The organism is Pseudomonas sp. 478, assembly GCF_003254125.1.
Taxonomy (GTDB): Bacteria; Pseudomonadota; Gammaproteobacteria; order Pseudomonadales; family Pseudomonadaceae; genus Aquipseudomonas.
Window position 1 is genome coordinate 278,389 of record NZ_QKZG01000004.1, and the last position, 23,239, is coordinate 301,627.

A 23,239-nucleotide genomic window follows, 5' to 3' on the forward strand; every position below is an offset into this window, starting at 1 on the left:
CTTCAGTTCTGCCTTGAGCAATACCTGTTGGTGGTGGAGCTCCCCGCACCTCGAGTGATTGCTCAAGCACGGCCGCCTTCCTTTCCTCTAAACGGCTCTGGAAAACTGGGCCAGAATCCAGTCGCGTAGCCGGCAACAGGCGTCATCATTGATCCGGTCTTCACGGAATGTCAGATAGTGCTGACTTTCATGGAGAACCACTTCTTCTTCGATCGGACGAATCAGCGTGCCGTTTTCGATCAGGTTTTCGACCAGGTGATTCCAGCCCAGCGCTACACCTTGGTGTGTCAACACCATGCTAATCACCAGGTTGTAGTCATTCGCGTTGAAAACGTGAGGACTGTCGTGGGGGCGCTTCTCGATATCAACATCGTGATAAGCCAGCCAAACACCCCAGTCGACGTGCTCCGCTACCTGGGATCTGCCATAGGGGCTGAGGTTTAGCAAAACCCCGTCGCGTAATCCTTCCAGGCTGGATAGCTCAGGGTGCTCCGCTTTGTAACGAGGCGTGCACACCGGGTAGATGACGTCATGGAACAACGGATAGCTACGATACCCATCCTGAATCCTGGCCATCTTGGTGATGAAGATGTCCGGAGTTACACCCGGCTCCATCGACAAAAAGTTTTGAGTGGTTACCAGATTGAGGTCGATGTCTGCGTTCTTAGTAAAAAACCCCGGCAGCTTCGCTGCGAGCCAGAGGGCTGAAAACGCGGGAGAACAGCAAAGCGTCAGCGTGCGTTTGCCTGCATTGTTGGTGCGAATGCGCTCCGCCGCTTGGGAAATATTGACGAAAGATAGCTGTGCCGCATCAAAAAAGATGGACCCGGCTTCCGTCAACTCGACCGCTCGACCCACCCTCTTGAAAAGATCCACCCCAAGGTACGCCTCAAGCTCCCGAATCTGACGGCTGATTGCCGCTTGGGTAACGCACAGCGCTTCAGCCGCACGCGTAAAGCTCTGATATTTGGCGGCGGCTACGAATGACTTCACTGCTTTCAGAGACGGCATTTTCAGCAGCGTCATGTCTGGATCGATGTGCTTAACCATAACCTAGAGTATTGAATATCCGGTTTGGGGCCTTTCGGAGGGCCGTTAGGGATGAGATCGGCCGAAGGGTTCCACCTAGAGCCTACACTGGAGCGTAGCTGAAACAGTGGGTCTAAGACAGGCCCCGCGGCAGTCGTCTTCGCAACTAGCACTGCCGCAGTCGCAAATTGACCTATTTAAATGATTGATAACATCACGTTATTGATTGGCGGGAAGAAATGTTGTTAGACGCTGACCCTATTAGGTAATAACTTGGTTCCCAAGGAACTGCTTAATTCAGCGCCGATAAAACAAAAATAATAAACATCACATAATAAAGAGGATGGTCACAATGACTAATTCCCAATCTGTCTCCCATTTTGACTGCCCCCACAAGCACCGTCTTAACTGATCAAGACACGTACACCTAAATTCTTGATCTTACGTCGTAATTGCAGCAGGAGGGGTTATGAGTCTTGGTGACGAGATACTCTCGGTAAAAAACATTTACAAAGTCTTTGGTGCTCAGCCAAAGCTCGCGATGGAGATGCTGGCTCGCGGTGCTGACAAGAATGAAATTTTCAGCAAAACCGGTCAAGTCGTTGGCGTTTTTGATGCCAGTTTCTCCGTAAAACGCGGTGAGATTTTCGTCATCATGGGACTTTCCGGCTCTGGAAAGTCGACGATGGTTCGGCTGTTCAACCGACTGATAGAACCGACCTCGGGCACCATCCATCTCAACGGCCAGGAAATCACCGGTCTGTCAGATGCTGATCTCCTCAGCGTTCGTCGCAAAGACATGAGCATGGTGTTTCAGTCATTCGCCCTGATGCCCCACATGAGTGTGATCGACAACGTCGCTTTCGGCCTGGAAATCTCGGGTGTCGAGGAAAGTGAACGGCATAAACGTGCACTCGAGGCACTCAAACAGGTGGGGCTCGATGGCCACGCCTACAGCTATCCGCATCAACTGTCCGGCGGCATGCAGCAGCGGGTAGGCCTGGCCCGAGCGCTGGCCAATGACCCCGCCATTCTGCTGATGGACGAAGCCTTCTCGGCACTCGACCCGTTGATTCGCCACGAAATGCAAGGCGAGCTGATCCGCCTGCAGGCAGAACAGCATCGCACCATCATCTTCATCTCCCATGACATTGACGAGGCTATTCGCATCGGCCATCGCATCGCGATCATGGAGGGTGGTCAGGTCGTTCAGATCGGTACCCCGCAAGAGCTGCTTTGCAACCCAGCGAACGATTACGTCAGAGCTTTCTTCAAAGGCTTTGATGCCTCGAAGATCCTCAAGGCGGGTGATGTCGCCAAAATTTGCGCAGAGCATCCGTACGCCATGGATCACTCCACTCCTACGCTGCGCGACGATGTACTTCTGCAGGACGTCTTTCACATCGTTGCTGATGCCGTTAATCCAGTTGCCGTGCTCGATCGCCAGGGTGTGTTCAAAGGCACGATCTCCAAGAGCCTACTGCTTCAAACAATGAGCCGACACTAACAGGCTCTATTTGCTGGCTTGCCAGGCTCGGACATTCAGGTGATGACATGAACGAATTCAATTTCCTAGACCCCTTTCAATCCATCAACGTCCCTTTGGGCCAATGGGTAGAAGTTGCCCTGAACTTTCTGGTTCATAATTTCCGCGAGGTTTTCCGATCGATAAGATGGCCAATCGACCAAGTACTTAATGGTATTCAGTTCGGATTGTTGGCTATTCCTCCGTCAATATTCATTATTATTGCAACGCTCTTCGGCTGGCAGATAGGAGGGAAAAAGATAGGCATACTTTGTTTCGTCACCCTCACCCTCTTAGGAGTGATCGGCGTATGGAATGACGCCATGATCACCCTCGCCCTGGTGCTCACTTCACTGTTTTTCTGTGCAGTTATTGGCATTCCGCTGGGCGTCCTGTGTGCCCGAAGTGACCGACTAGAGATGCTTCTGCGCCCGGTTCTCGATGCAATGCAAACACTGCCTGCATTTGTTTATCTGGTGCCCGTGGTGATGCTGTTTGGCATCGGTAACGTACCGGGAGTACTGGTCACGATCATCTTTTCAGTCGCACCACTGGTCAGGCTCACCAATCTGGGCATTCGCCAGGTACCGGAAGACAAGGTTGAAGCTGCACGCGCTTTCGGATGCACCCCACGCCAGATGCTGAGGCGGGTTCAACTTCCCTTAGCTGCACCGACGATCATGGCGGGTCTGAATCAGGCATTGATGTTGTCACTGTCCATGGTGGTGATCGCTTCAATGATATCGGTTGGTGGACTGGGGATGATGGTACTTCGAGGGATTGGCCGCCTCGATATGGGCTTGGCAACCGTCGGTGGATTGGGTCTGGTATTGCTGGCGATTTTCCTCGACCGACTGACCCAGGCAATGGGCGAACGCAGTAACAGGGCAACCAAAGGTGAACACTGGTATCAGACAGGACCGGCGGGCGTCATTTATCGCCTGAAAAGAAAAAACACTGTCATGAAAATAGAAGTCAGTCCTAAAGAAAGCTAACTCCGCCAAGTGGCGCGTCGTGAACCAAAAGAAATGCCAACTTCTTTAATCCAGCCAAGGCAAACGATAATGAACTTCACAACCTTCGGAATAAAACAGAAATTCATTCACTCTGTGGCGCTTTTAGTACTAGCGGTCTCCCCTGTTTTCGCATCAGCCGCCACGGCGCAGGAGCCCGGAAAAGGGGTATCAATCACCCCGATTTTCCCGTCAATCGCCGAAGAGCGATTTCGCGGAGAGATCGCAATGGCGGGGCTCAAGGAATTGGGCTACGACGTTCAGACGCCTAAGGAAACCGAATACTCCACCATGATGATTGCGATTGCCAATGGTGACGCTGATTTCTCGGTTCATCTGTGGGAGGAACTGCACAAATCGTTCTACGCGAAGGCCGGCGGTGATGAAGCGATGGTGAAAACCGGCAATATTATGCCGGGCGTACTACAGGGCTACATGATCGATAAGAAAACGGCTGACCAGTATCACATCACCTCTCTCGATGATTTGAAAAAGCCAGAGATTGCCAAGCTGTTCGATAGTAACGGTGACGGCAAAGCGGACCTGACTGGTTGCAACCCCGGCTGGGGCTGTGAGCTGATCATTGCCCACCATATGAAAGCCTATGGCCTGGATAAGACTGTCACAAATAACCAGGGCTCCTATTTTGCCCTGATGGCCGACACCATTGCTCGTTACAAAGAAGGCAAGCCGATTCTCTATTACACCTGGGTACCTCAGTGGATCTCCGGTGTTCTGATCGAAGGTAAAGATGTTGTTTGGTTAACCGTGCCACGTACGGATCTTCCAGGTGGTAAAAACGATGTCAACACTACCTTCAATGGTAAAAACCTTGGTTTCGCGGTCGACAGTGTCAGAGCGGTCATCAACAAAGAGTTCGCCGAGAAAAATCCGGCTGCCGTGAAGTTCCTGTCTGAAATGCAGATCTCTACTGACGATGAAAGCGCGCAAAATCTCAAAATGCACAATGGTGAAAAAAGTGCAGCTGACATTACTCGTCACGCCAAAGAATGGATCGCGGCCCATCACGCGAAATACGACAGCTGGCTGGTAGACGCACGAGCCGCGGCTAATACCGCCACCGCAAAAAATTAATCCCTTCATTTAAATCTGCATAAAAGGTTGCCCTTCCCCGGGCAACTTTTTATCCGTTTCGGCGTTCATCATTCAGGAATCATGAAATGCAGTTGTATTCATTCGTCCAGAATTTCAGTTACAAGGACGCGCCCCTGCATACACGCGAGTTGGTTAAAACTTGCCTGCTCGACATCATTGGTGTGGCCGCCGGTGCTCGCGACAATCAAACCAGCGTGATGCTCAAAACCTACGCTGACACCCACTACTCTGCCAACAAGCTGTCCAGCCGCCTTTGGTTCGACGGCAGAGCCGTGCATCCATTGGGCGCTGCGTATGCAGGCGGTTTCTGCGTTGATAGTCTGGATGCACATGAAGGTCACTTCACCTCCAAGGGACATGCGGGTGCAACCGTTGTCCCGGCCCTTGTTGCATTGGTTGACGCGTATCGCAGCCAGGGCAAAGACATCAGCGGCGAGGAATTCCTCAGCGCACTGTGCATCGGTTACGAGACCGCCCTGCGTGCGGGCCAGGCATTGATGGCCACCGCTCCTGAATATCATGCCTCAGGCGCCTTTTCCGGAATCGGGGTCGTTTGCGCCGGTGCCCGCCTGCTGAAGCTTGATGAAGCGACATTCCGTCATGCGCTGGGTATCGCAGAATACTTCGGCCCGAGATGCCCGATGATGCGCCTGGTGAGCTTTCCGACAATGTTGCGTGATGCCCACGGCGCCGGGGCGTATGCCGGACTGAACGCACTACTGATGGCGCAGCTCGGTGTCACTGGCGCCCCAGCCGCCACCGTTGAACCGTTGGAGATTTCCACTTTCTGGCAGGACATCGGAACCCGTTGGGAGATCGACGAGCAATATTTCAAGCCTTGGCCGGTATGTCGCTGGGCGCAACCGGCACTCACCGCCATGACCGATTTGATGCGAGCACATCCGGTCATCACTGCAGAGTTGATCGAGACCATAGATGTCGAAACATTCCATGAGTCTGTGTGCTTGCAGGGGCATTTTCCGAAGAATGCGGACGAAGCCCAGTATGCGCTGGCGTTCCCGCTGGCGGCCTTGATCGTTCGCGGGAAGCTGGGCCCTAAAGAGGTCACCGGGGATTCCATTCATGCGCCAGACATCTTGAGTATCAGCGAGAAAATAACCCTTCATGAGGCGCCTGACCTGTCGGCCAGGTTCCCGGAGGAAATACTGTCCCGCGTCACGGTTACCCTGAAAGACGGCACGCGTCTTACGAGCCCAACCGCGACGGCCAAGGGCGACCCCGGCAACCCTATGTCGAGTGACGAACTCACCGCTAAATACCATTTACTGGCTGATGACAGTTTGGGAACCACACTCAGCAATGCCATCAAAAACAGTGTTGAGGCACTGCCCGGTAGTGATGACTGCCAATCATTCTTTGATTTGTTGCTGTCTGCTCCAAAAACCGCTGCCTGAATTTAGCAACGGTTTTTAGCTATTCGTTCAGGTGTCAAAGAGGATTTATGCCATTCGTATTCGAGAGCGTGCTCAAAGACAAAAACATGGGGTACTCCTGTACGGCGCAGAAACTAACAGAGCCACAGGCGGTGACTCGTGTAGCTTTCGTGCTTTTGAACAATTTCTCGATGATGTCGTTTACCGGCGCTATCGACGCGCTGGTGACCGCCAACCTGATTAGCGAAACACCGGCGTTTGAGGTGTTGACTGTCGGCATCAAGAGCCGTCTGGTCATGAGCGATCTGGGAATTGCGATTTCGGCAGACCTGGAGCTATCACAACTTACAGATCGTATCGACGTTCTCATCGTCGCCGGGGGATTGCGAGTGAAGCTGATCAGCGACCCGCTATTACGACGCAAGCTGCGTAACGTCGCGTCCCTTGGCGCGACCATGGGCGGCTTGTGGAACGGGGCATTTTTCCTGGCAGACGCTCAGCTTATGGATGGTGTCGAATGCGCCTTCCATCCCGATGGGCGAGCGATGATGGAGGATGTTTTCCCCAAAGTCCTGGTCACTTGTCGAACTCACGTAATAGACAAAAATCGTATCACGTGCGCTGGCGCCAGCAGCTCGTTACGCATGATGCTCGAGCTCATCACTGCTAAACAAGGCGTGTCGCTGACCCATGCTGTCGAGGAAATACTCAGTTGCGATCAAGCCTCTGAAGTGTCTGGGATATCGACTGTCATCGTTGACTCTGACCCCACCTTGCCACAAACCCTGAAGCTCGCTTTAGAACTGATGCAAAAGAATATCGAAGAGCCGTTATCGATCGACGAACTGGCTGAATGTGTGAACATTTCCCGACGACAATTGGAGCGTCGCTTCTGTCGTTTCGTGGGCGCCACGCCCACGCGTTACTACCTGGAGCTGCGCTTGACTCGAGCACGGCAACTTATTCTGCAGAGCAATCGGCCGATCACTGATATCGCGATTGCGACCGGCTTCTGTAGTTTCGCCAACTTCCATATGCGCTTTCGAGACTTCTTTGGCGTCGCGCCAAGCAGTTATAGAGCAACGTATGAGCGCAGGCGCTAGGTTTTCCGAAACCCCGGCCCACCAAAAACACACAAGAAACCCGTACTGTCTAAGCCGAACAAACGATGGCTAGCATCATCGATAAGGATTACCGAGAACTATGAATGCTCCATCGCCCGTGTTGGTCCCCACGGCTAACCACAGCGAGCGGATGTCTACACGCATCGCCTTCCTTATCGCGGGTTTACTCATGTCCGCATGGGCGCCTCTGGTCCCATTGATTAAAGCCCGCACTGGCTTGGACGATGGTGGCCTGGGGTTGCTGCTGCTTGGCCTGGGCGGTGGATCTATTGTGGCCATGCCCTTCGCTGGGTATCTCACTGCACACTATGGATGCCGCCCGGTCGTAATCTGGGCGACGATTGTCTTGTGTGCCGTTCTTCCGCTATTGAGCACCTTGATGTGGCTGCCGGGTCTGGTCATCGCTGTCATTCTCTTCGGCGTCAGTATGGGCATGCTGGATTGCGCCATGAACATTCAGTCCGTCATAGTCGAAAAAAACAGCGGGCAGGCACTTCAATCCGGCTTCCACGGCCTCTACAGCGTTGGAGGTATTTTAGGCGCCGGGGCGATGACCGCTCTGCTGACCTTGGGCCTGCATCCGTTGGTTGCTGTGCTCTGCATCGTTGCCGCCGTTTTGGGATCGCTTTACAAGGCTGCGCCTGCTTTGCTGACTTACGGCACTGAACGGGGTGGACCGATGTTCGCGATGCCCAGGGGTATCGTGCTGTTTTTAGGGGGACTCTGTTTCATCGTCTTCCTCACTGAAGGCGCAATCCTCGACTGGAGCGCGGTTTTCCTTGTCTCGAGCCGAGGGTTAGAGCCGAGCATCGCCGGCTTGGGCTACGCATCCTTCGCCGCTGCGATGACGGTGGGCCGCCTGACAGGAGATGCCATCGTCAGCAAACTAGGCGGCGTGTGCGTCGTTGCACTTGGCGGACTCTGCGCAGCCGCAGGCATGATCGTGTCGCTTGGAATCGATGGCTGGGCCGCATCCTTGATTGGCTACGCTCTGGTCGGTGCTGGATGCTCAAACATTGTCCCTGTGCTCTTTACTGCTGTAGGCCGCCAGCAACGTATGCCACAGGCGGTAGCCATCCCCGCTGTCATCTCAATGGGCTACGCGGGAATTCTGATAGGTCCGGTGTTTATCGGAGCGGTCGCCCATCTGAGCACGTTGTCATTCGCTCTTGGCTGCGTAAGTGTTCTGTTGGTTTTTGTCAGTGCGACCGCTCGATTACTTCGACATTAACCATCTTTTCAGACGCGAGCTCAGCATTGGCCACTCCGACACGCCATATCGCATTGGCAGCCACGAGCGTGCTTTCAGGAGGAACTCGGCAAAGGCGAAAGAAAGACTTTTCTTTGGACGAAAAAAAATGGACCTCTTTTCAGAGATCCATTTTTTAATGCTTGGAGCGGGAAACGAGACTCGCATCTGGCGTCCGACCCATTGAAATCTAAGGTTTTTCTTTTCTTGCCGAAGCAGGAAAAGACTCAATTCTGGACTTGTTTTTGGGGTGTTTCAAGAGCGGAAAAAGGGGTAATTCTAAGCAAGGCTATTGGATTCTACCCATAGCCAATCGGACGAACGATCATCAAGCCGGCGGTGTCAGGATCAACAGGGGATGGGTCCCCACCGAAAAGACAGATCCAGGTTCACTAGACATGGATTCTGCTTGAGATCACTCTAGAGCTTCGACTTTCACTGCTTCATTCTCCACCACTTAGCATGGGAATTGGTGTTCGGATTCGCCATGGGTGGCAATTTCTTGCAACGAGAGACACTCCTGATCCAAGCCGCATTTGGCGCACAGTTCCGCAAGTTGTCGGATCTCTGGCAGGTCCGCAAACTCATCGGCGCTTAAAGCAGCCTGTCCCTCCTTACCAGTGATCTGATGATACTCATGTCCTTTGCCTGCCTGAAGGAGGGAGTGCAGTGGCCCGTAAAGAGGACTGAGAACAAGCTGCGGAATGCGCTTAAGCAGACTCCGGTATATCCGAAACGCTTCCAGGTCGAAATCGCCCCAGAACTCGATCCTAGGATGAGTGAGCAACTCACTCATCTCTGCAACTTCGGAATTTCTCCGCAATTGGATCAGGGCTGACCAATTTCCTGTAAGCAGGTTCTGCAACTGCTTGCCATAGGCATCACCGCTCTTGGACAGCCCATAGCCAAAAGTGGCAATCAATGCGTGACGCCTCGCCAGGCCCGCCTCAATGGCGCGCTCAAATGCCCAAGGATTCTCAATCAGCACGACTCGCTCTGGCATCGCGGGACCAGCAGTCACCACATATGGAATGCGATCTGGTTGGGCGAACAGGGAGGGACAGAACTGTCGCAACGTAGCTGCCGGAAGTTTGCCGATGACTTTTGATGACCCAAGTAGGTGCTTGGAGCTAATGACAAACATCGACTCTGTTGAGGGTTGGTTAAGCTCGTTTCGCAAGTGGCCAAGTCCAGCCGCCAAACGTTCCAACATCTCTGGAGACAATCCATCAGTCACCAAATGTATTGTCTCGAGCAGAGCCTTGGAACCCTCATCCAAGGCACAGCGCTGTAACGCCGAGCGCCAAGCTAATAGCGATGCTGGTTCAGCTTCCGCTGGCTTCGGAGTCAGGATACTGACCTGGCCGAGCGGAATTCCGTTGGATGCCACGTTTCCCAACCACCCCTGCTCCTTGAGACGAATAAATCCACGCCGGACGTCGTCGGGGTGAATTCCCAGGTCTTTACCAAGCTTTTCCAGTAACCCAGTTGGCCTCAGAAAAGAACCTTTCCCAAGTCGTTTCCAGATTGCATCTTGTAGCTCCGGCAACCGGTCATCAATGCTCACCGACTATCCTCCGTTGAGGCTGGTCGTAACACCCGTATGGCTTGGAAGGTAGCAAGGCTGTTCTGACCTAAAGCATCTGTTTCTCCGATTTCATTCAGGTGAGACCAGGCGCGCATGTAATGCCCCTGCATCTCTCTCGCTACAACCAGGGCCGGGAACCGGTTGAAGTCATTCTGGTAGGCCGGATCGTGGACAGTGACAATCAGTTGGAAGCGCCCCGTCGTGTCCTCGATCCCCTTCAAGGTTTCGGCGATCAAGTTTTTCGAAGACAGGTGCGAGAAGGCACCGTCCAGAATGGTGAAGCCTGTGGACCTATCGCGCATCCGCTTACGTTGTGCACGCCCAACGGTTTGTCGACGGATTTCTCGCTCACTGATGAACTCAGAAAGCCGCAAGATCCACAGGAAGGTGATTGCGATGCCCTGGCCGGAGCTTGCCATGTTGCGTTCCATCTCGAGAGTTACCGCACTCATCGCGGGCAGAACGAGATAGATGCGCGGGCTGACGATGACTTTCCGATAGAAGTTCTCGCGGATATTGTCTCTCAACGAGCGCTTCAGGGTATCCCTTACGAAGGACTCCTTAGCCTGATCATTTGCCTCGTAATCCTCTACATCCTGGATGATCGATTCGATCAACGCCTGGATTCCCTCTGAATCGATAACCTTTGCCTCGATGATGAACCCAGCCCGAAGTACAGTCTTGGAGACTGGGTCCACCTTGGGGGAGAAGATACTTCGCAATGTCTTAAGGTTGTCAGGCAGGCGTAGCGTGAAGTTTGTAAGCCAGCTGCTGAGTCCAGCACGCTCCTCAGTAAGGTGATTATCAGCAATCGTGTTGACCTTCAGGTTCTCAGTGTAAGACACCTGGGTCGCTTGTAGCATCGCAGTGACTAACAATGGATTTTGTCGCGCTTGCCGTAGCTGCGTGCGTGCCACCTCAGGCAACTTGAGGTAAGAGTCGCCCAGCGCCTTGTCGATGAGCTTAATGAAATTCTCCGTATGACGCTGGAGATTCTGGTCAGCATCTTTGTAGCGTTGCTGCAACTGCTCAGCCTCCTCCGACGTTAGTCTTTCACAGGCTTGATCCATGCTGCGCGCGAGGTCCATGAGCAAGAAATCGCCCTTAGGATGAAACGCCTGATAAAGCTCGTGGCTGCGGAGCTGTTCGGGGCTCAGAGCGATGGCGTCAGGTATCACTTTCTTGCGCTCTAGGTAGCTACGTCGCACTCGTATAATTGACTCGTCAATGATCTGAGCAGCTCTTCGAAGCGGATCCTGGGCCTGCCGTAGTTGTTCATGCGTTGTCAGATTGGTCTTAAGCACCTCGGCAATGTCTAGCCGGCGCTTTTCTCCCTGCCCTAATTCCGTCTGAATTGACGTCAGGCGAGCGCTTCCTCCGCTTTCCACAAACTGCGTCACGCCCTGAAAATCGAACGCAGCTCTGCGCTGAGCATGGTCTCGCGCACGCTCAAGGTGGACGCTTGTATCGTCAGCCCTACTCATGAAGTCGGGCCCATATTCCGTGTGATCTGCGAAGGTTTGGAGACCTCTGAGGTCATCAATCTGGTGGTACTGTGAATAGGCTTGGAGAAGTCTTTCCCGGCATTTTTTGCCCAGTTGTTCCAGCTCCTGGAGCAATGTCTGGCTGGTAGCGAGATCGTCAGAGAGGTCGCCTTGCTTGGTATCCGCCGCTTCAATCGCAAGACTCAACTCATCAATCGATCTGCCCTGCAGCTCCTGCTCTACAGCACGCATGGCTCGAATGGACGTAAGTGCATCGAACGAAGCTCGCGCCTCAAGCAGAGGCATCCTTTGGCCAAGATCAATGTTCAGCGACACCAATGCGGCATGTCGCTCAGGAACTCCGCTTTCGATGGCCGCGGCGGCCTCGCGTGCGAAGGACTCAATCGATGAAGACTGGTTCAACTCCTCGATCGATTGGAAAATTTCCTGGAGCTTTGCCTCCTGGACGGCCTGCTCTTCCTCAACCTTGGACCGTGCTTCCAAAACGATCTGCCAGGAGGCGTGAGAAGCGAGTCCAAGCAAGTCCTGAAGGCTTGCCATGGCGCGAATAGAAGACCTAGCTTCATCCGATACCCTATCTTCAAAACCGGGCAATGCAGAGCGAAGGCGGGCAATGGATCCGCACAGCTGTTCTGCCTGAGACGGTTTGCCTTCACCAATGGCTTTCGCAGCGATGGCCGCATTGGCTTCCTGGTCCACATCTCGCTCAAGCTCGGCAAGAATAGTTTGCGCCTCACTGATACAGGATTGAAGCTCCTGGATACGGCTATCCAATTCAGCCATGGAGTGCAGAATGGAATCCCAGCTAGCGCCGGACTCCAGGCCTAATACTTCGGTGACAACAATCCGAGACTCAATCGTTCGCTGAGCATCATCAGAGGCACGATTCGCAAGTGCTGGGAGGGCCTCGTCGATCCGCTGGATCTGGGCTTTGAGCTCACTTCCGCGATCAGGGATCCCGCGCTCAATCGCGTCCTGGGCCCGCGCAGCAATACGAGCAAATGGCTCCTGCGCCACGAACCGCTCGTAGCTTGTCTTCAGGTCGCCAATATGGCTCAGCAGCTCACTGAGCAAAGAATTAAGCCGAGCGCGCTCTTGCAGAAGAAGATTAGGGTCTAGCAGACAAGCTACCGGCCAGGTCTTCACTCCTACTAGCCAGCTATCAGCCACTCCATCTCGATAAGAAATTGATCCGCTGCGACAAAACTCGGCCAGCGGACCGGCAACCAATACGGGCACGTCAATATCGGCTGCAGCCAATCGCACAGCGACCTCGGCAGCAGCTTCAACGTTGGACAGCACGGGAGCAAATATCAGAGCAGAGAACAGCGATAGAACCACTTCCCTGCGAGCTTCATTGAGTTCTAGAGACTCGATAAAAGCGTAAAGTGGTTGAGCCGCAGTCCCCGCTATTTCCGTCGCCGCACGTGCCGTTGCATTCGGTACTACAGGCTCTTTATCGAGGATTCGGCGCCGCTCAGCGACGCGCTCATATTCTCCGCGCTTCTCGGCCAGAGCATGCTCAACGTCAGAACGAGATGCACGCCATTGTTCAAGCCAGAGACCGGGCTCCACCTCAGCAACCTCGGCCCTAAACACATCGACAGCATCAAGCTCTGCCTGGATGTGAGTCAGGGCTTTGGCGAAATCAATTCGCCGCTGTCTTGCTGACTCCAACTGTGCTACGACCTTGCCCGCTAGGCCGTACGGATCCTCATTCAAGAACCAAGTGTCATATCCTTCAGCTTGAGCCCGCGGCTCCAAAACGACCTGGTGCTGAGCAAGTGACGATTCCAATCGCGGCCTGTTTGCAGAAATCTGCTCGGCCGCATGAGCCGACTTCTGGTCTCGGTCTGCCAGCCACTCACTAGGATGCATGTTGGGGAAGCGATGCTGAAACTGCTCAATCGCCGCCAAGTCCGGCTGAATGGAGCGCAGGGCAGACTCATCTTGGTCGAGCGACGCTTGCGCTCTTTGGAGCTCGTTCAGAACGTTCGCTTCCAACCCGTCAGTCGAGGATCCCGAGAAGCGCAGCTCAAATGGAATGGCTGTCTGCCAATGCTTGTCGGCGCGCTGCAGCAACTCCTGCGAACGTCCCAATGCCATGCGAGTGGCTGCATTTTGGTTTATCAATTCCTTTCGCGCATCTTCTCGCGCACGGAGCCACTGAGCCGGGTCACTGTTTGGATACGCTTGATTGAATACATTGAGCGCTTTGACTGCTCCAAAGAGTGCTCCCATATCTTCAGAGCAACGCTTCTGCTTCGCTTTGGCATCATCTAGCTGGCTGCGAACTAGTTGCTCCAACCCGTCCGAGGGTTCACCCGCAAACATCTCCTTGAACTTGTAGGTGCCAGGGAGATGGTGGAGCACCTTGGAATGACTTTGGCGAAGTTGCTCTACGGTGGATCTAGCCTGTTCGTGTTCCCGAGACAATCCCGAGACAAAGTCCTTCTGGGTAGCATGGCGGCCTTCCGCGTCTTTCGACTGTTGCTCTGCCACGGTCTTCTCTTGCTCCAGGTCTTCCGCCAGCGCTCCTGGAGAGGTGCCGTCACCGTATTCGGCCTGGAATGCTTGCCACTGCAAAAAAACTAATCGACGTTCGGACGTGATCTTGTTGTGGTCATCGACCCCCTGGTTGGCGCGCGCGGCTTCAGACGCGACAGCTGCTGCAGTGTTTGTTGGGTCAGCTAGCTCTTGTTCACTGAAGTAGCCGCTTTTCTGAAGCGCCTCCCAAGCCATGCCGCCGCTCTTAAGGCCTTCTTCCTCTTGCCTCAGTTCGGAAGCTTTTTCATCAAGCGATGCGCTCTCCGTTTCCAAAACGCGGCTCTGCGCCGCGATAGCAGCTAGTTGAAGATTAGCCTTTCGGATCTCGCGACGAGCCGGATTGGTATCTGCCTGATCCTTCGCCCAAGCAAAAGCCGCTTTCAACTGCGAAACAACGGCTTCGCTGTCCTCTCCCGACCAATTTTTCATCGCGTCGAAGCAGACAGTCAGAGCATCCTGCAGATTGTAAAGCTTGGCTGAGTGCCCCCCGCGATCAGGCGTTCGACGAGCAAGGTCACAATATAAATCAATGACTTGCGATTTCTGAACGCTAGTGATGTCGGTGCGTGCAACCAAGGCCCTCATTGCTCGCTGATTAATAGTTTTCACAGACTCATTCAGCAGGAATGCGAGCCCCTGATCGGTGATCCACCATTCGCTGCGCTGGAGAAGCATGTAGAGATACAGATCGGGATCATCTGCAGAAGGAACCCTGGGTGAACCTGCGATCGGATTCGTGACGACGGCGTCCTCAAGAACGCAAAGCTCCTCAATCAATGGCTGCCGTGTGGCATGTAGATCGGCTTGTGCCGCTTCAATCTGCTGCACTTCAGCGTCGAGCTCACTCAAGCACTCAAGAACACGATTAGCCGCTCCCAGCTCGCGCGCTGTCTCCCGAGTTCGCTTACGCGCCCGCACCACGCTACTGGCCTTTTCATGGATAGTGTCTTCGATGCCACGTTCATCTTCCTCGCTGTAACTCCCCATCACATCTGCGAGTAGCTCAGGGGCGAGGTGCTTGTAGAACAGTTCAGCGCTGTAGTTGCCGGTCTTGGAGGCGACATCAAAGTACGTACTTGCCCCCTCAGCAGCATTCGCCAACTGATATGCGTATTGCTGCTGAATTGCCGCCGAATCGAAGTGCTCCGCGATGAAGCGCCGCCACTCTTCGTCCTGCCGCTCCTTCTGGTTGGATGGAAACAGACCTGCGCGCTTCCTCAGACAATCTAAAAATTCCTCACGAGAGAACAGGTCGATGACCGGCCCTACCTGCACTCCCAGAGGGCAGTCATCTAACGTCCCTCGATAGGCGTAGAAGTCGAATGCCCGGTTTTCCCTCGCGTTGCCATAGATACCGAACACCATTCTTTCGCCATCGCTGGGTCCAACAAGCCCCAGCAGCAGGTCTTCGTGGTCCGGATTGCGGTGAGTGATCTCGACGCGCAGATGCGTGAATGAACCTGTAAACTCCGGCGCGCCGTGTGTTCGCATAAGTTGATTCAGTTTTTTTGTTTTCCCCGCCAGCATCGCCAGGAGCATCAACATCATCGTGCTTTTGCCGCGCCCGTTCGGAATGTTGAGCGCCGCATGGAAGCCACCCAGCAGAAAGCGATTGCAGGGCCAGTCGGGCATCCAAGGAGATTTTCGTCGATGATTCAGGAAGTTTGAGACCTCAAATGCGTGAATCAGGGGCATCTTCCTCTCCTATAGAAAACTCTTCATAGCCGTTGATGAGCGATTGGGAGCGAAGCAAAAGCGCTTGATCGGCCGCGGGCATCAAGTAGCGCAACGAACGGTCAGCGATACCAGACATATCCACGGCAGCCACCAGTGTCTGACGCCAAATTCCTTCCTGGTCAGTCGGCTCGATCATTCGGTACTGCTTCATGAGCTTGAAGAACCGGCGAGCAATCTGAGGGATGCTCTCTCGCTTTTGCCAATAATCGTCCCAAAGAAGCCCAGCCTCGCCTTCAGGGCGACCTGCGTTTCCCATCGTCTCGACATCAGTCTTCAGTTGAGTGATGAAGTCTGTCTCCTTCACCATGGCGTTGCGCCAGTTGTAGAGGTTGCCTACCGGCCGATCAATTCGATCGTAAAAGAAGTACTGGAGGGTCAACCAAAGCCTCGCAATCCAAAACACCGAGGATGTTTTGTTCAACTCCACCGCTTCGTCATCAGCGCTACGCTCTCGACGCCGGTCGCGGAAATCCGAAAAGAATGCCCGGACGTCCACGTAGGACGGAGCCTCCTCACCGAACCGACGGCACAGGATATAGTAGACAATCGGGCGCCCGCTCTGGTCCGGAATAGCGAGGTCTGCGATGCCATCAAGAATCCGCAACCCAAGACCTTGCCCGGAGAGAAATTCATCGAAGTCATCAAGTACCGTCTGCCCACAGTCGTACAAGATTCGAGCTGTTCGTATTTCTTCGGGAAACGCCGAGCGCCCTATTGGACGGGTGGAGAGTTCCCGGTGTTTAAGTAGCATCGAGAAAACGAAGCCTTGCTCAGCTGGGGACATCAGCTACTTCCTCCAGGGACAGAATCGGATTATTGGTAACCAGCACGGAGTTTTCTGATGAAACCTCAATAAGGTCGTCCTGATACACCACTCGGATGCTCTGGTTACCCACCTCGAAGACCTCAGGGTAGGAGTAAATACCTGTGAAGTCGGCTAGCCCCTCCCCCCCTTCGTAGACCAACCCGTCAAGACTCATCAGCTCTTCGAGTGGCTTGGGGCCAACCTTCAACGAATCAATTATCAGCTCAGCATTGCGCAGCAGGAATTCATGCACCTGTTCAACACGATCATCCACCTGATCGGTCTGGCGGAACGAGAGCTTGGGCGGAGCAGGTAGACTTTGGGCATAGAGCCTCGATAGGCTGATCTCGCCAGCGATGAGATCGGGGCTAAAGAAGGCCAGGTCGGGGGACCAGGGGACAAAATCGGTCGTTGCAGATTCGAGTTGCTCAAGGAACCCATCTGGTCGTGAATGAAGCGAGTGGACCAGCTCCAAAAAACCTACCGATGGGCTTCGAACTGTTTGCGCCTTCTGCGCATCGGTCAGAAAGCGCACGAATTTCCTGGAAAGACTCTCCGTCACCTGAAGAACGTTTTCCATCTCCGCCTGGAGATTGCTCAGCTCATACGAAATGTTGTTCGAGACTTTCCATAGATCGAAGGCGCTTACTACAGGTGGCGAGAAGAGGTGTTGCATCGCCTTATGCACTAGGTCTGCAGCATCCCGAAGTGCACTGCTGATGGTGACGCCCTCGCGAATCAAGCCATAGCGCAGATCGGTATAAGCTGGTCGCTCCGAAACATCCGAAATTTGACGGGCTTTGGCCGCAAGATCTCGGAGCATCTCCCGGCAGAAGCGCGGGATATCCCCAAACTGCCGCCGCTCGAGAGCGGCTAGCAGACGCTGCGCATCTAGATCGCTGTACAACCAGCTGTCCTTTAGCTCAGCCACACGGATGAACAGTCTCGCGTTATCGGTAAGACCAACCTGTCTCAAGCTGCTATCAAAGATCAGAAGCGGCGTCGTATCGCTGGTGCGAGCGTAGGCAATGCCCTCTGTGGTCTGGACGCCGTAACGAATTTCTCGTGGACGGGAAAGCGACAGGATGCAGTGTTCCAACGCTGCCTCATCGAAGGCTTGCACGTCTTCGCTAAGGATCTGCTGTAGGAGTTTGATCGAAACCAGAGTCTGACCTTGCTCCAGCTCCCAGCGACCAAGCGCAGAGATCAACGAGATTGCGAGATGAAGGTTGCCTGCTGCGGACTCAGGAACCTCAGGGGTCGAAATACTCCCACCACTACTGCGGGTTTGGTGGAAATCGATAAGCCGAGAAACGGCCGCAACCAGTCTCACCTCTGCTGGCAGTTCAGATGACGCCTCGGGCGACGAGCCAAGTTGGCTCAAAGAGAGATTTTGTGCCATCACCGGCACGTCGTCCTGAAACAGATCCATTGTTTACACCCTCCGATGCCTCTACCCAGAAGGGTCCGGCCAGGTTCGCCCTCAGCTACCTCATATGCATCCATCGCGCTGAAATGTCAAAGATAAACTGCTTGCTCAACGCAGCAGGTCTGGAAGATCGTAAAGAAGCTTAAGCGCATCGGGCCATCCGACCTCGGAGAAGACCTGAAGAATCGCCACCAGCCTGTTACGTTGATCTTCGTCCTCAAAGATCGAGCGATGGTCGGCGATGTAACGTTGCACAATCTCTACGATCACCGAGCCACCAAGACTTTCGTAGTGATAGCCCTCCTCCTTACCACGTCCGAGTAAAATCTCGTGAATGGTCTCAAAGACAGCGATTGGGTTGCCGGGGATCAAGAAGCCGTAAAGCTCTATCAAATGGTGCAACGTCGCGGGATTGCGTGTGTTTGCAATAAGCGCAAGTATTTCAGCATAGTCAGCTAGGAAGTGCGCCATTGCAGACTCATTCGGCAACCCGGGTTTCTCATCACCATGGCTCTCAAAGGCACCGGAGCCGAAGTAAAGCTGATTCATCCCTTGATGGATAACCTTCTCTGCTGCTTCGAACCGTTTGCCTGCTGCCTCCTTGTCAGCTTCACCGGCATCAGAAATAAGCACCCCATAGGCTTCAGCTGAGATGGCGATTGCCGGCCTCAGGATAAGCGCGAGACTTTCCTGCGCGCGATCACAGATGGCGCAGATTTGGGTCGTGTTCTCGGGCTGATAGCGCTCAAAAAAAGCTGCGCGCAGGTTGAAAGTAAAACGGCCGAGCAAACCGCCAAAGCGCTCTGGTTCGACTACCCATTCCTCGAGCCAGGTACGCGAGAGTGCTCGGCCCTGACCTACATACAGCTGGGCAAGCCAGCCGCTGAGAGTATCTTGAAGATGTTCGTTTTCTTGATCATCTAAATCAAGATCTACAAACAGTCGATTCTTGATGATGCTTAAGACAGCTTCACACCGCTCTGGCTCCGACACACTGAAAGGATCCATCGAATACTGGAGGTAAAAGCCAACTATTTCAGCGCTGGTCTCCTGAGCCGCTATACGCTGCCCCATCGCCCACATGCGTTCGGGGGCGACAGCGCTTATGACCTGAAGTCTTTGAGCCACCTGAAGCCGAACCGCGGGCTCACGATCTTGGAGAAATTCTTCGAGTCGGTCGATGATTACCGAATGCTCTGCCCCAAAACGAGAAGCAAGTGAAACCCAGGCATCAGCAGCATATACACGCACGTCCCAATTCCCCCAGCTGATGGTCATGACTCAGTCTCGTTCGGTTCGGGATAGCGGCTAGTCGAGAGCCGATCCAAGACTGCAATTAGCGTTTCAATATCCGGCAAGCCATCTGCGCCCGGCATAAAACTGGAGCTAGACGCAACCCGCTCTACTGCACACGCAAGATGTCCCCAGGCTGGGCGATCGACTTGATCGTGCAGATCAGGATTCGCATTAATCAAGGTAAGCAACGCCATTGCCTCGTCCCATAGCAATACCAGTTCGGGCGCCAGGCTGTCGTTGGATGTGCGTTGTACGTGGGCGTAAAGAGCGTTCGAAGCATCGAGCACCTCACGGTGGGGGCCGGCGTTCGTATCGACACCCGCCCGGCGCAGTTGCTCAAGTTCGTAATCTTCTGTGTCTACCCAAGCAACCTGGGGTCGATACGGCTCGTCATTTATCAGGAGCTCCCGAGTAGTAAGCGAATTTTGCAGCGTGCGCATTGCCTCCAGCTCAAGGGTTTCCGGTGGCATTGGCGCTAAAATGTGGCCCAAGACGCGATGCCATTGGTGAAGACGCTCTGTATCAGTGAAGCGCGTCGCATCGAGCGCCATTGTCTCAAATGTCACGCGCTCTTCCTGCGTACGCGACGTCCAGGCGGCATTTAAAAACTGAGCCGCGGCGCGCGAGGTAAACCTGTTTTCGAGAAAATCAGGTCGCTCAATCAGCGGCCAGAGAAGGTCGCCCAACTCAGAAATCCGTTCGCTACCAACACCAAAAATCCGCGTCCAGACTGACGCGGTGGCGTAATCACGCGATGCGGCTGTGACGCTAAGCCTAAAGGTTGCAACGTTGCACTCACGCAGAAAGCGCACATAGTGATGCAACAAATCTTCCTTTGCCGGATGACTTTCCTGCTGATCCCACGCCCTGAACTCAGTGAAGAGCCCGCGAAGCTCTAGCGTCGAGCTGCCGATATCGATCAGTTCAGCCGCAAAATTGCCGCCACGGCTTCGAATAGCGACTGCACCTATCAGGGCCTCGATCAGTGCGCGCGTGCCATGTTCGGGCGAAATCGCCAAAACTTCGCCCATGGCTGCACCCAATTGATAACGGCAATGCTCATAGTTCTGCCGCCTATTAGAGGTAAGCTGCATAATGCGACTGTGTTGCCCGCCGAGCGCAGTGGGAGCGTCGTCAGCAATCTGCTGGCTGTAGAGGGCCGCGTAGATTTCGACACTAAACTCAGGATCAGCACGCGTGATCGGAACAATCTCTCCGGCGAGCCGTGTGGCCTCTCGGTCAGCATGTTTCGAAAAATGGGGTTCACGCAATATGCGGTCTAGCAGTGTCCGTGATGCCACCGGGTCCGAGGCAAAACTTCTGCCGACGAAGCGAATTGCGCTATCTGCGATGTGCGATGAAGCGGTTATCCAACCCACCTCCAGTAGTGCTCGTGCTGCCTGCCCGAACTCTGCCAGAAGCTTTGGATCCTCGAGATCACCATGATCAATCAGCGTATGGAGCAGGTACCGAGCCGGATCCAGCAGCATCTGCTCTTCGCTTGCTAAAAGAGCATTTGCGAGCTTACCCCACGCGATGGCTGTAGGGGTTGCAATGACTTTGACCGATTCAGAAACCATTTTGGCGAAACGAGCAAGGCGCGCGAGCAGCGATGCGAATCCTGGTTCTTTTGAGGCGGTAGCCATACGCGCCATCAACCCGGCGACATCACTCTCATCTTCGATGTTTTCGACTGCGATCCGCAGCGCCATGCTCCCCAACACTGAATTAATAGTACTTGTCCCGTAAATCCCGCTGATCAGTTTCCAGCTCGTAGGTCGTCCCACTTGATCGAAACGCCAGATTCTTTCGATTGCAAATCGAAGCGCTGGCGCGAGCAAAAGCGCCGTTGATGCATCACCGGCGATCTGAGCAAGGAGTGCCTCAGAGTTGTCCCAGGCGAGATGGAAACGACTGGCGATATGATCAAACAATACGTGGTGGGCAAAACTTACCAAGTCCCCCGTGGCAGTGAGTACGCCTGCCTGGATAACCGCGTCGAGAGCAGCATGTTCAATCAACACCTTGCGCACTACTAGGCGTTGGCCGTTTATCATAGTCCTCACCGCAGTAGTCGCGGCCTGTTGAAGCTGCGTCGTGTTGAGCCGCGCATCTTCATAAACGTCAACCAGTCCTGATTGAGTACGAATTGCGCGGAATGCTTCAGGTGCGGTGCCGTCGGCGAGTAATTCTGCAGCCAAGGACAAGTTAAAGACGTTACCCAGTAGCTCTGCGAAAGGCCGAGTCGCCGAACTGAGCAATACGCCCAGCTCCGGTGATGCGGTACCTACTGCAGCGAGATCGACCTCACTCAGGCGTGGAACAAGAAAGTGACGTACGTTTGAAAGACCAGATTCCGCAAATCCGGCATTGGCAGGTTCGCCCAAAAAAGCTTTCTTGTAACGATGACCGTTTCTGAGATCGAAGGTACGGATCGATGCTATGACGATCCATTCATCAGCGAGTTGTTTACGAACATCTTCAATCAGCGCAGCAAATACCCCTTCTGCGGGTGCACCACGCGCAGCATCGAGCGCATCAATGAACAGTACCTTTTGACCGGCTCCGGGCATGGCTGCAAGGGTTTCAACGAGCGGGTGCGTGAGCCCAAGCTCAGAGGTAAGTTGAGACGCCATAGTGACGCCAGGAAAACGATCGAGTGAAAGAAACACAACGGTGTCGCCCGCAGCCGCGATTGCAGCAGCGGCATGGATCAATGCGCCTGTTTTCCCCCCACCCGGCTCGCCAACTACTAGCAGCGAACCCGACATGATGGCTGCCAACAACGGTGCATCGCTCTCGCGCGTGATTGGCACGCCATCACCAAGTGGCAACTGACCATGGCTCGCGAGTCGAGTAAGCTCGCTGGCGGTTGCTGTGCGCAGTTTGGCGATATCCGGCTCAAAGCCTGGGGCGCCGACATCGACGTGGCCACGACGACGCAGAGCGCGCAACAAACCGTCACGATCGGCAGGGGCGCCGGTGGCAATCAGATTACGCATGATGCCCTTGAGGTCGCGCAGAGGCGCTTCGCCCGCAGCATCCCCACCGAACAAGGCACGTCCCAATAATTGTGAGGCTTCGCGCCAATTACTGTGTCCTTCATCCATGGAGAAGCGCGGGATGCGAAAAATTCGCGCTAAGTCCGCAAGATCGCCACCTCCAGGTGCCGCGCCTCGATACTCGCTCCAAGCCGGGGAAGCAATCGCCTCAAATGTGTCGAGGGCCTCCCGCTCTGCCTGATTACGTTGAGTGCGCGTCACAGTCCAGGCACCACCCAGATCGAACGCCCGACAAGCTGATTCAAGAGTGTCCAACGTACGCGGCGCGTCGGCGTGCACCGCAAGCAGGGCGACGTTTCGATTCAGATCAGGAAGACCGCCCGTAGCCTTTGCATCAGCAACCCAGCGCACGAGCTGTCCAACCGTTTTGGACAGCGGTGCCCTTGGCCCGAGACCTAAGGTCGCGCTGGTCTTGCACTGGATATGGAGCGCACCACCGTCCGACTGGGTCACCTCGATGTCATCAAGGCCCTCCCCTGTTTCGAGCCGGATAGCGATCGGAAGCGCCTGATTATTGATGCCGAACCTGCCCCCTACTGGCATGCGCACAAGTATGTGAACGGCAAACCAGGTCGCCACTTCCGCCTGGAAAGCCATTCCAGCTTCTGTGGCACGGCCGCCGGCGCGCATAGGTGCCGGTAGCGCTGAAGATGTCTGCTCCATTGTTATCGAAACGCTCCAAAAATCACTTAATCTGAACACAATCATGTCATCCGGCGTGGGCGATTGTCTCGCCTTAGCTCAACGCATTCCGTTGATGCCGCTACTGATCAAAAAATGCAGCCATCGGTCGGGGCATCGGGCGCCGGTTTCAGATGGG

General features: G+C 54.4%; 13 protein-coding genes. 6 read left to right on the forward strand and 7 right to left on the reverse strand.

What is annotated here, in order from left to right; translation table 11 throughout:
* Positions 1–87: 87 nt before the first annotated feature.
* On the reverse strand, positions 88–1,050 hold the full coding sequence (locus DFS28_RS11100) for a LysR family transcriptional regulator (RefSeq protein ID WP_165933958.1): 963 nt from the start codon (positions 1,048–1,050) through the stop codon (positions 88–90).
* Positions 1,051–1,498: 448 nt separating this feature from the next.
* On the opposite strand from DFS28_RS11100, the gene DFS28_RS11105 reads away from it, so the two are divergent.
* The 6 genes from DFS28_RS11105 (at position 1,499) to DFS28_RS11130 (ending at position 8,432) form a co-directional block, all read left to right on the forward strand.
* Positions 1,499–2,536, forward strand: coding sequence for a glycine betaine/L-proline ABC transporter ATP-binding protein (locus tag DFS28_RS11105; protein ID WP_111449779.1), 1,038 nt, complete (start codon positions 1,499–1,501; stop codon positions 2,534–2,536).
* 8 nt (positions 2,537–2,544) lie between these two features.
* Positions 2,545–3,549 carry a glycine betaine/L-proline ABC transporter permease ProW gene (proW, locus tag DFS28_RS11110; RefSeq protein WP_223527127.1) on the forward strand — a complete coding sequence of 335 codons (1,005 nt, stop codon included), beginning with the start codon at positions 2,545–2,547 and terminating at the stop codon, positions 3,547–3,549.
* Positions 3,550–3,618: 69 nt separating this feature from the next.
* A complete protein-coding gene (proX, locus tag DFS28_RS11115) occupies positions 3,619–4,662 on the forward strand; it encodes a glycine betaine/L-proline ABC transporter substrate-binding protein ProX (protein ID WP_165933957.1) in 1,044 nt (347 codons plus the stop codon).
* An 86-nt stretch (positions 4,663–4,748) separates the two neighbouring features.
* Entirely contained in the window at positions 4,749–6,098 is a 1,350-nt protein-coding gene (locus tag DFS28_RS11120) for an MmgE/PrpD family protein (protein WP_111449780.1), read from the forward strand.
* Between the two features lie 47 nt (positions 6,099–6,145).
* Positions 6,146–7,180, forward strand: coding sequence for a GlxA family transcriptional regulator (locus DFS28_RS11125; protein ID WP_111449781.1), 1,035 nt, complete (start codon positions 6,146–6,148; stop codon positions 7,178–7,180).
* Positions 7,181–7,280: 100 nt separating this feature from the next.
* Positions 7,281–8,432, forward strand: a complete 1,152-nt coding sequence (locus tag DFS28_RS11130; protein ID WP_111449782.1) for an MFS transporter — start codon at positions 7,281–7,283, stop codon at positions 8,430–8,432.
* 475 nt (positions 8,433–8,907) lie between these two features.
* On the opposite strand, the gene DFS28_RS11135 is transcribed toward DFS28_RS11130, so the two are convergent.
* The 6 genes from DFS28_RS11135 to DFS28_RS11160 form a co-directional block, all read right to left on the reverse strand.
* Positions 8,908–10,017, reverse strand: a complete 1,110-nt coding sequence (locus DFS28_RS11135) for a hypothetical protein (RefSeq protein ID WP_111449783.1) — start codon at positions 10,015–10,017, stop codon at positions 8,908–8,910.
* Positions 10,014–15,785 (reverse strand): hypothetical protein, encoded by a 5,772-nt coding sequence (locus DFS28_RS11140; RefSeq protein WP_111449784.1) that lies wholly within the window; start codon positions 15,783–15,785, stop codon positions 10,014–10,016. Before DFS28_RS11140 ends, DFS28_RS11135 begins: the two co-directional genes overlap by 4 nt.
* Entirely contained in the window at positions 15,763–16,611 is an 849-nt protein-coding gene (locus DFS28_RS11145) for a hypothetical protein (protein WP_111449785.1), read from the reverse strand. Before DFS28_RS11145 ends, DFS28_RS11140 begins: the two co-directional genes overlap by 23 nt.
* Positions 16,598–18,064 (reverse strand): hypothetical protein, encoded by a 1,467-nt coding sequence (locus DFS28_RS11150; RefSeq protein WP_111449786.1) that lies wholly within the window; start codon positions 18,062–18,064, stop codon positions 16,598–16,600. The genes DFS28_RS11145 and DFS28_RS11150 overlap by 14 nt, the downstream gene beginning before the upstream one ends.
* A gap of 105 nt (positions 18,065–18,169) precedes the next feature.
* Positions 18,170–19,339, reverse strand: coding sequence for a hypothetical protein (locus DFS28_RS11155; RefSeq protein ID WP_111449787.1), 1,170 nt, complete (start codon positions 19,337–19,339; stop codon positions 18,170–18,172).
* Complete coding sequence (locus DFS28_RS11160) at positions 19,336–23,127, reverse strand: ATP-binding protein (protein WP_132834025.1); 3,792 nt, start codon at positions 23,125–23,127, stop codon at positions 19,336–19,338. The genes DFS28_RS11155 and DFS28_RS11160 overlap by 4 nt, the downstream gene beginning before the upstream one ends.
* Between the last annotated feature and the right edge of the window lie 112 nt (positions 23,128–23,239).

Bases quoted from the DNA above. Each gene is read 5' to 3' on its own strand.
- DFS28_RS11125 (WP_111449781.1), top strand. From the start codon at position 6,146: ATGCCATTCGTATTCGAGAGCGTGCTCAAAGACAAAAACATGGGGTAC.
- DFS28_RS11105 (WP_111449779.1), top strand. From the start codon at position 1,499: ATGAGTCTTGGTGACGAGATACTCTCGGTAAAAAACATTTACAAAGTC.
- proX (WP_165933957.1), top strand. From the start codon at position 3,619: ATGAACTTCACAACCTTCGGAATAAAACAGAAATTCATTCACTCTGTG.
- DFS28_RS11145 (WP_111449785.1), bottom strand. From the start codon at position 16,611: ATGTCCCCAGCTGAGCAAGGCTTCGTTTTCTCGATGCTACTTAAACAC.
- DFS28_RS11155 (WP_111449787.1), bottom strand. From the start codon at position 19,339: ATGACCATCAGCTGGGGGAATTGGGACGTGCGTGTATATGCTGCTGAT.
- DFS28_RS11160 (WP_132834025.1), bottom strand. From the start codon at position 23,127: ATGATTGTGTTCAGATTAAGTGATTTTTGGAGCGTTTCGATAACAATG.
- DFS28_RS11130 (WP_111449782.1), top strand. From the start codon at position 7,281: ATGAATGCTCCATCGCCCGTGTTGGTCCCCACGGCTAACCACAGCGAG.
- DFS28_RS11150 (WP_111449786.1), bottom strand. From the start codon at position 18,064: ATGGATCTGTTTCAGGACGACGTGCCGGTGATGGCACAAAATCTCTCT.
- DFS28_RS11120 (WP_111449780.1), top strand. From the start codon at position 4,749: ATGCAGTTGTATTCATTCGTCCAGAATTTCAGTTACAAGGACGCGCCC.
- DFS28_RS11100 (WP_165933958.1), bottom strand. From the start codon at position 1,050: ATGGTTAAGCACATCGATCCAGACATGACGCTGCTGAAAATGCCGTCT.
- DFS28_RS11140 (WP_111449784.1), bottom strand. From the start codon at position 15,785: ATGCCCCTGATTCACGCATTTGAGGTCTCAAACTTCCTGAATCATCGA.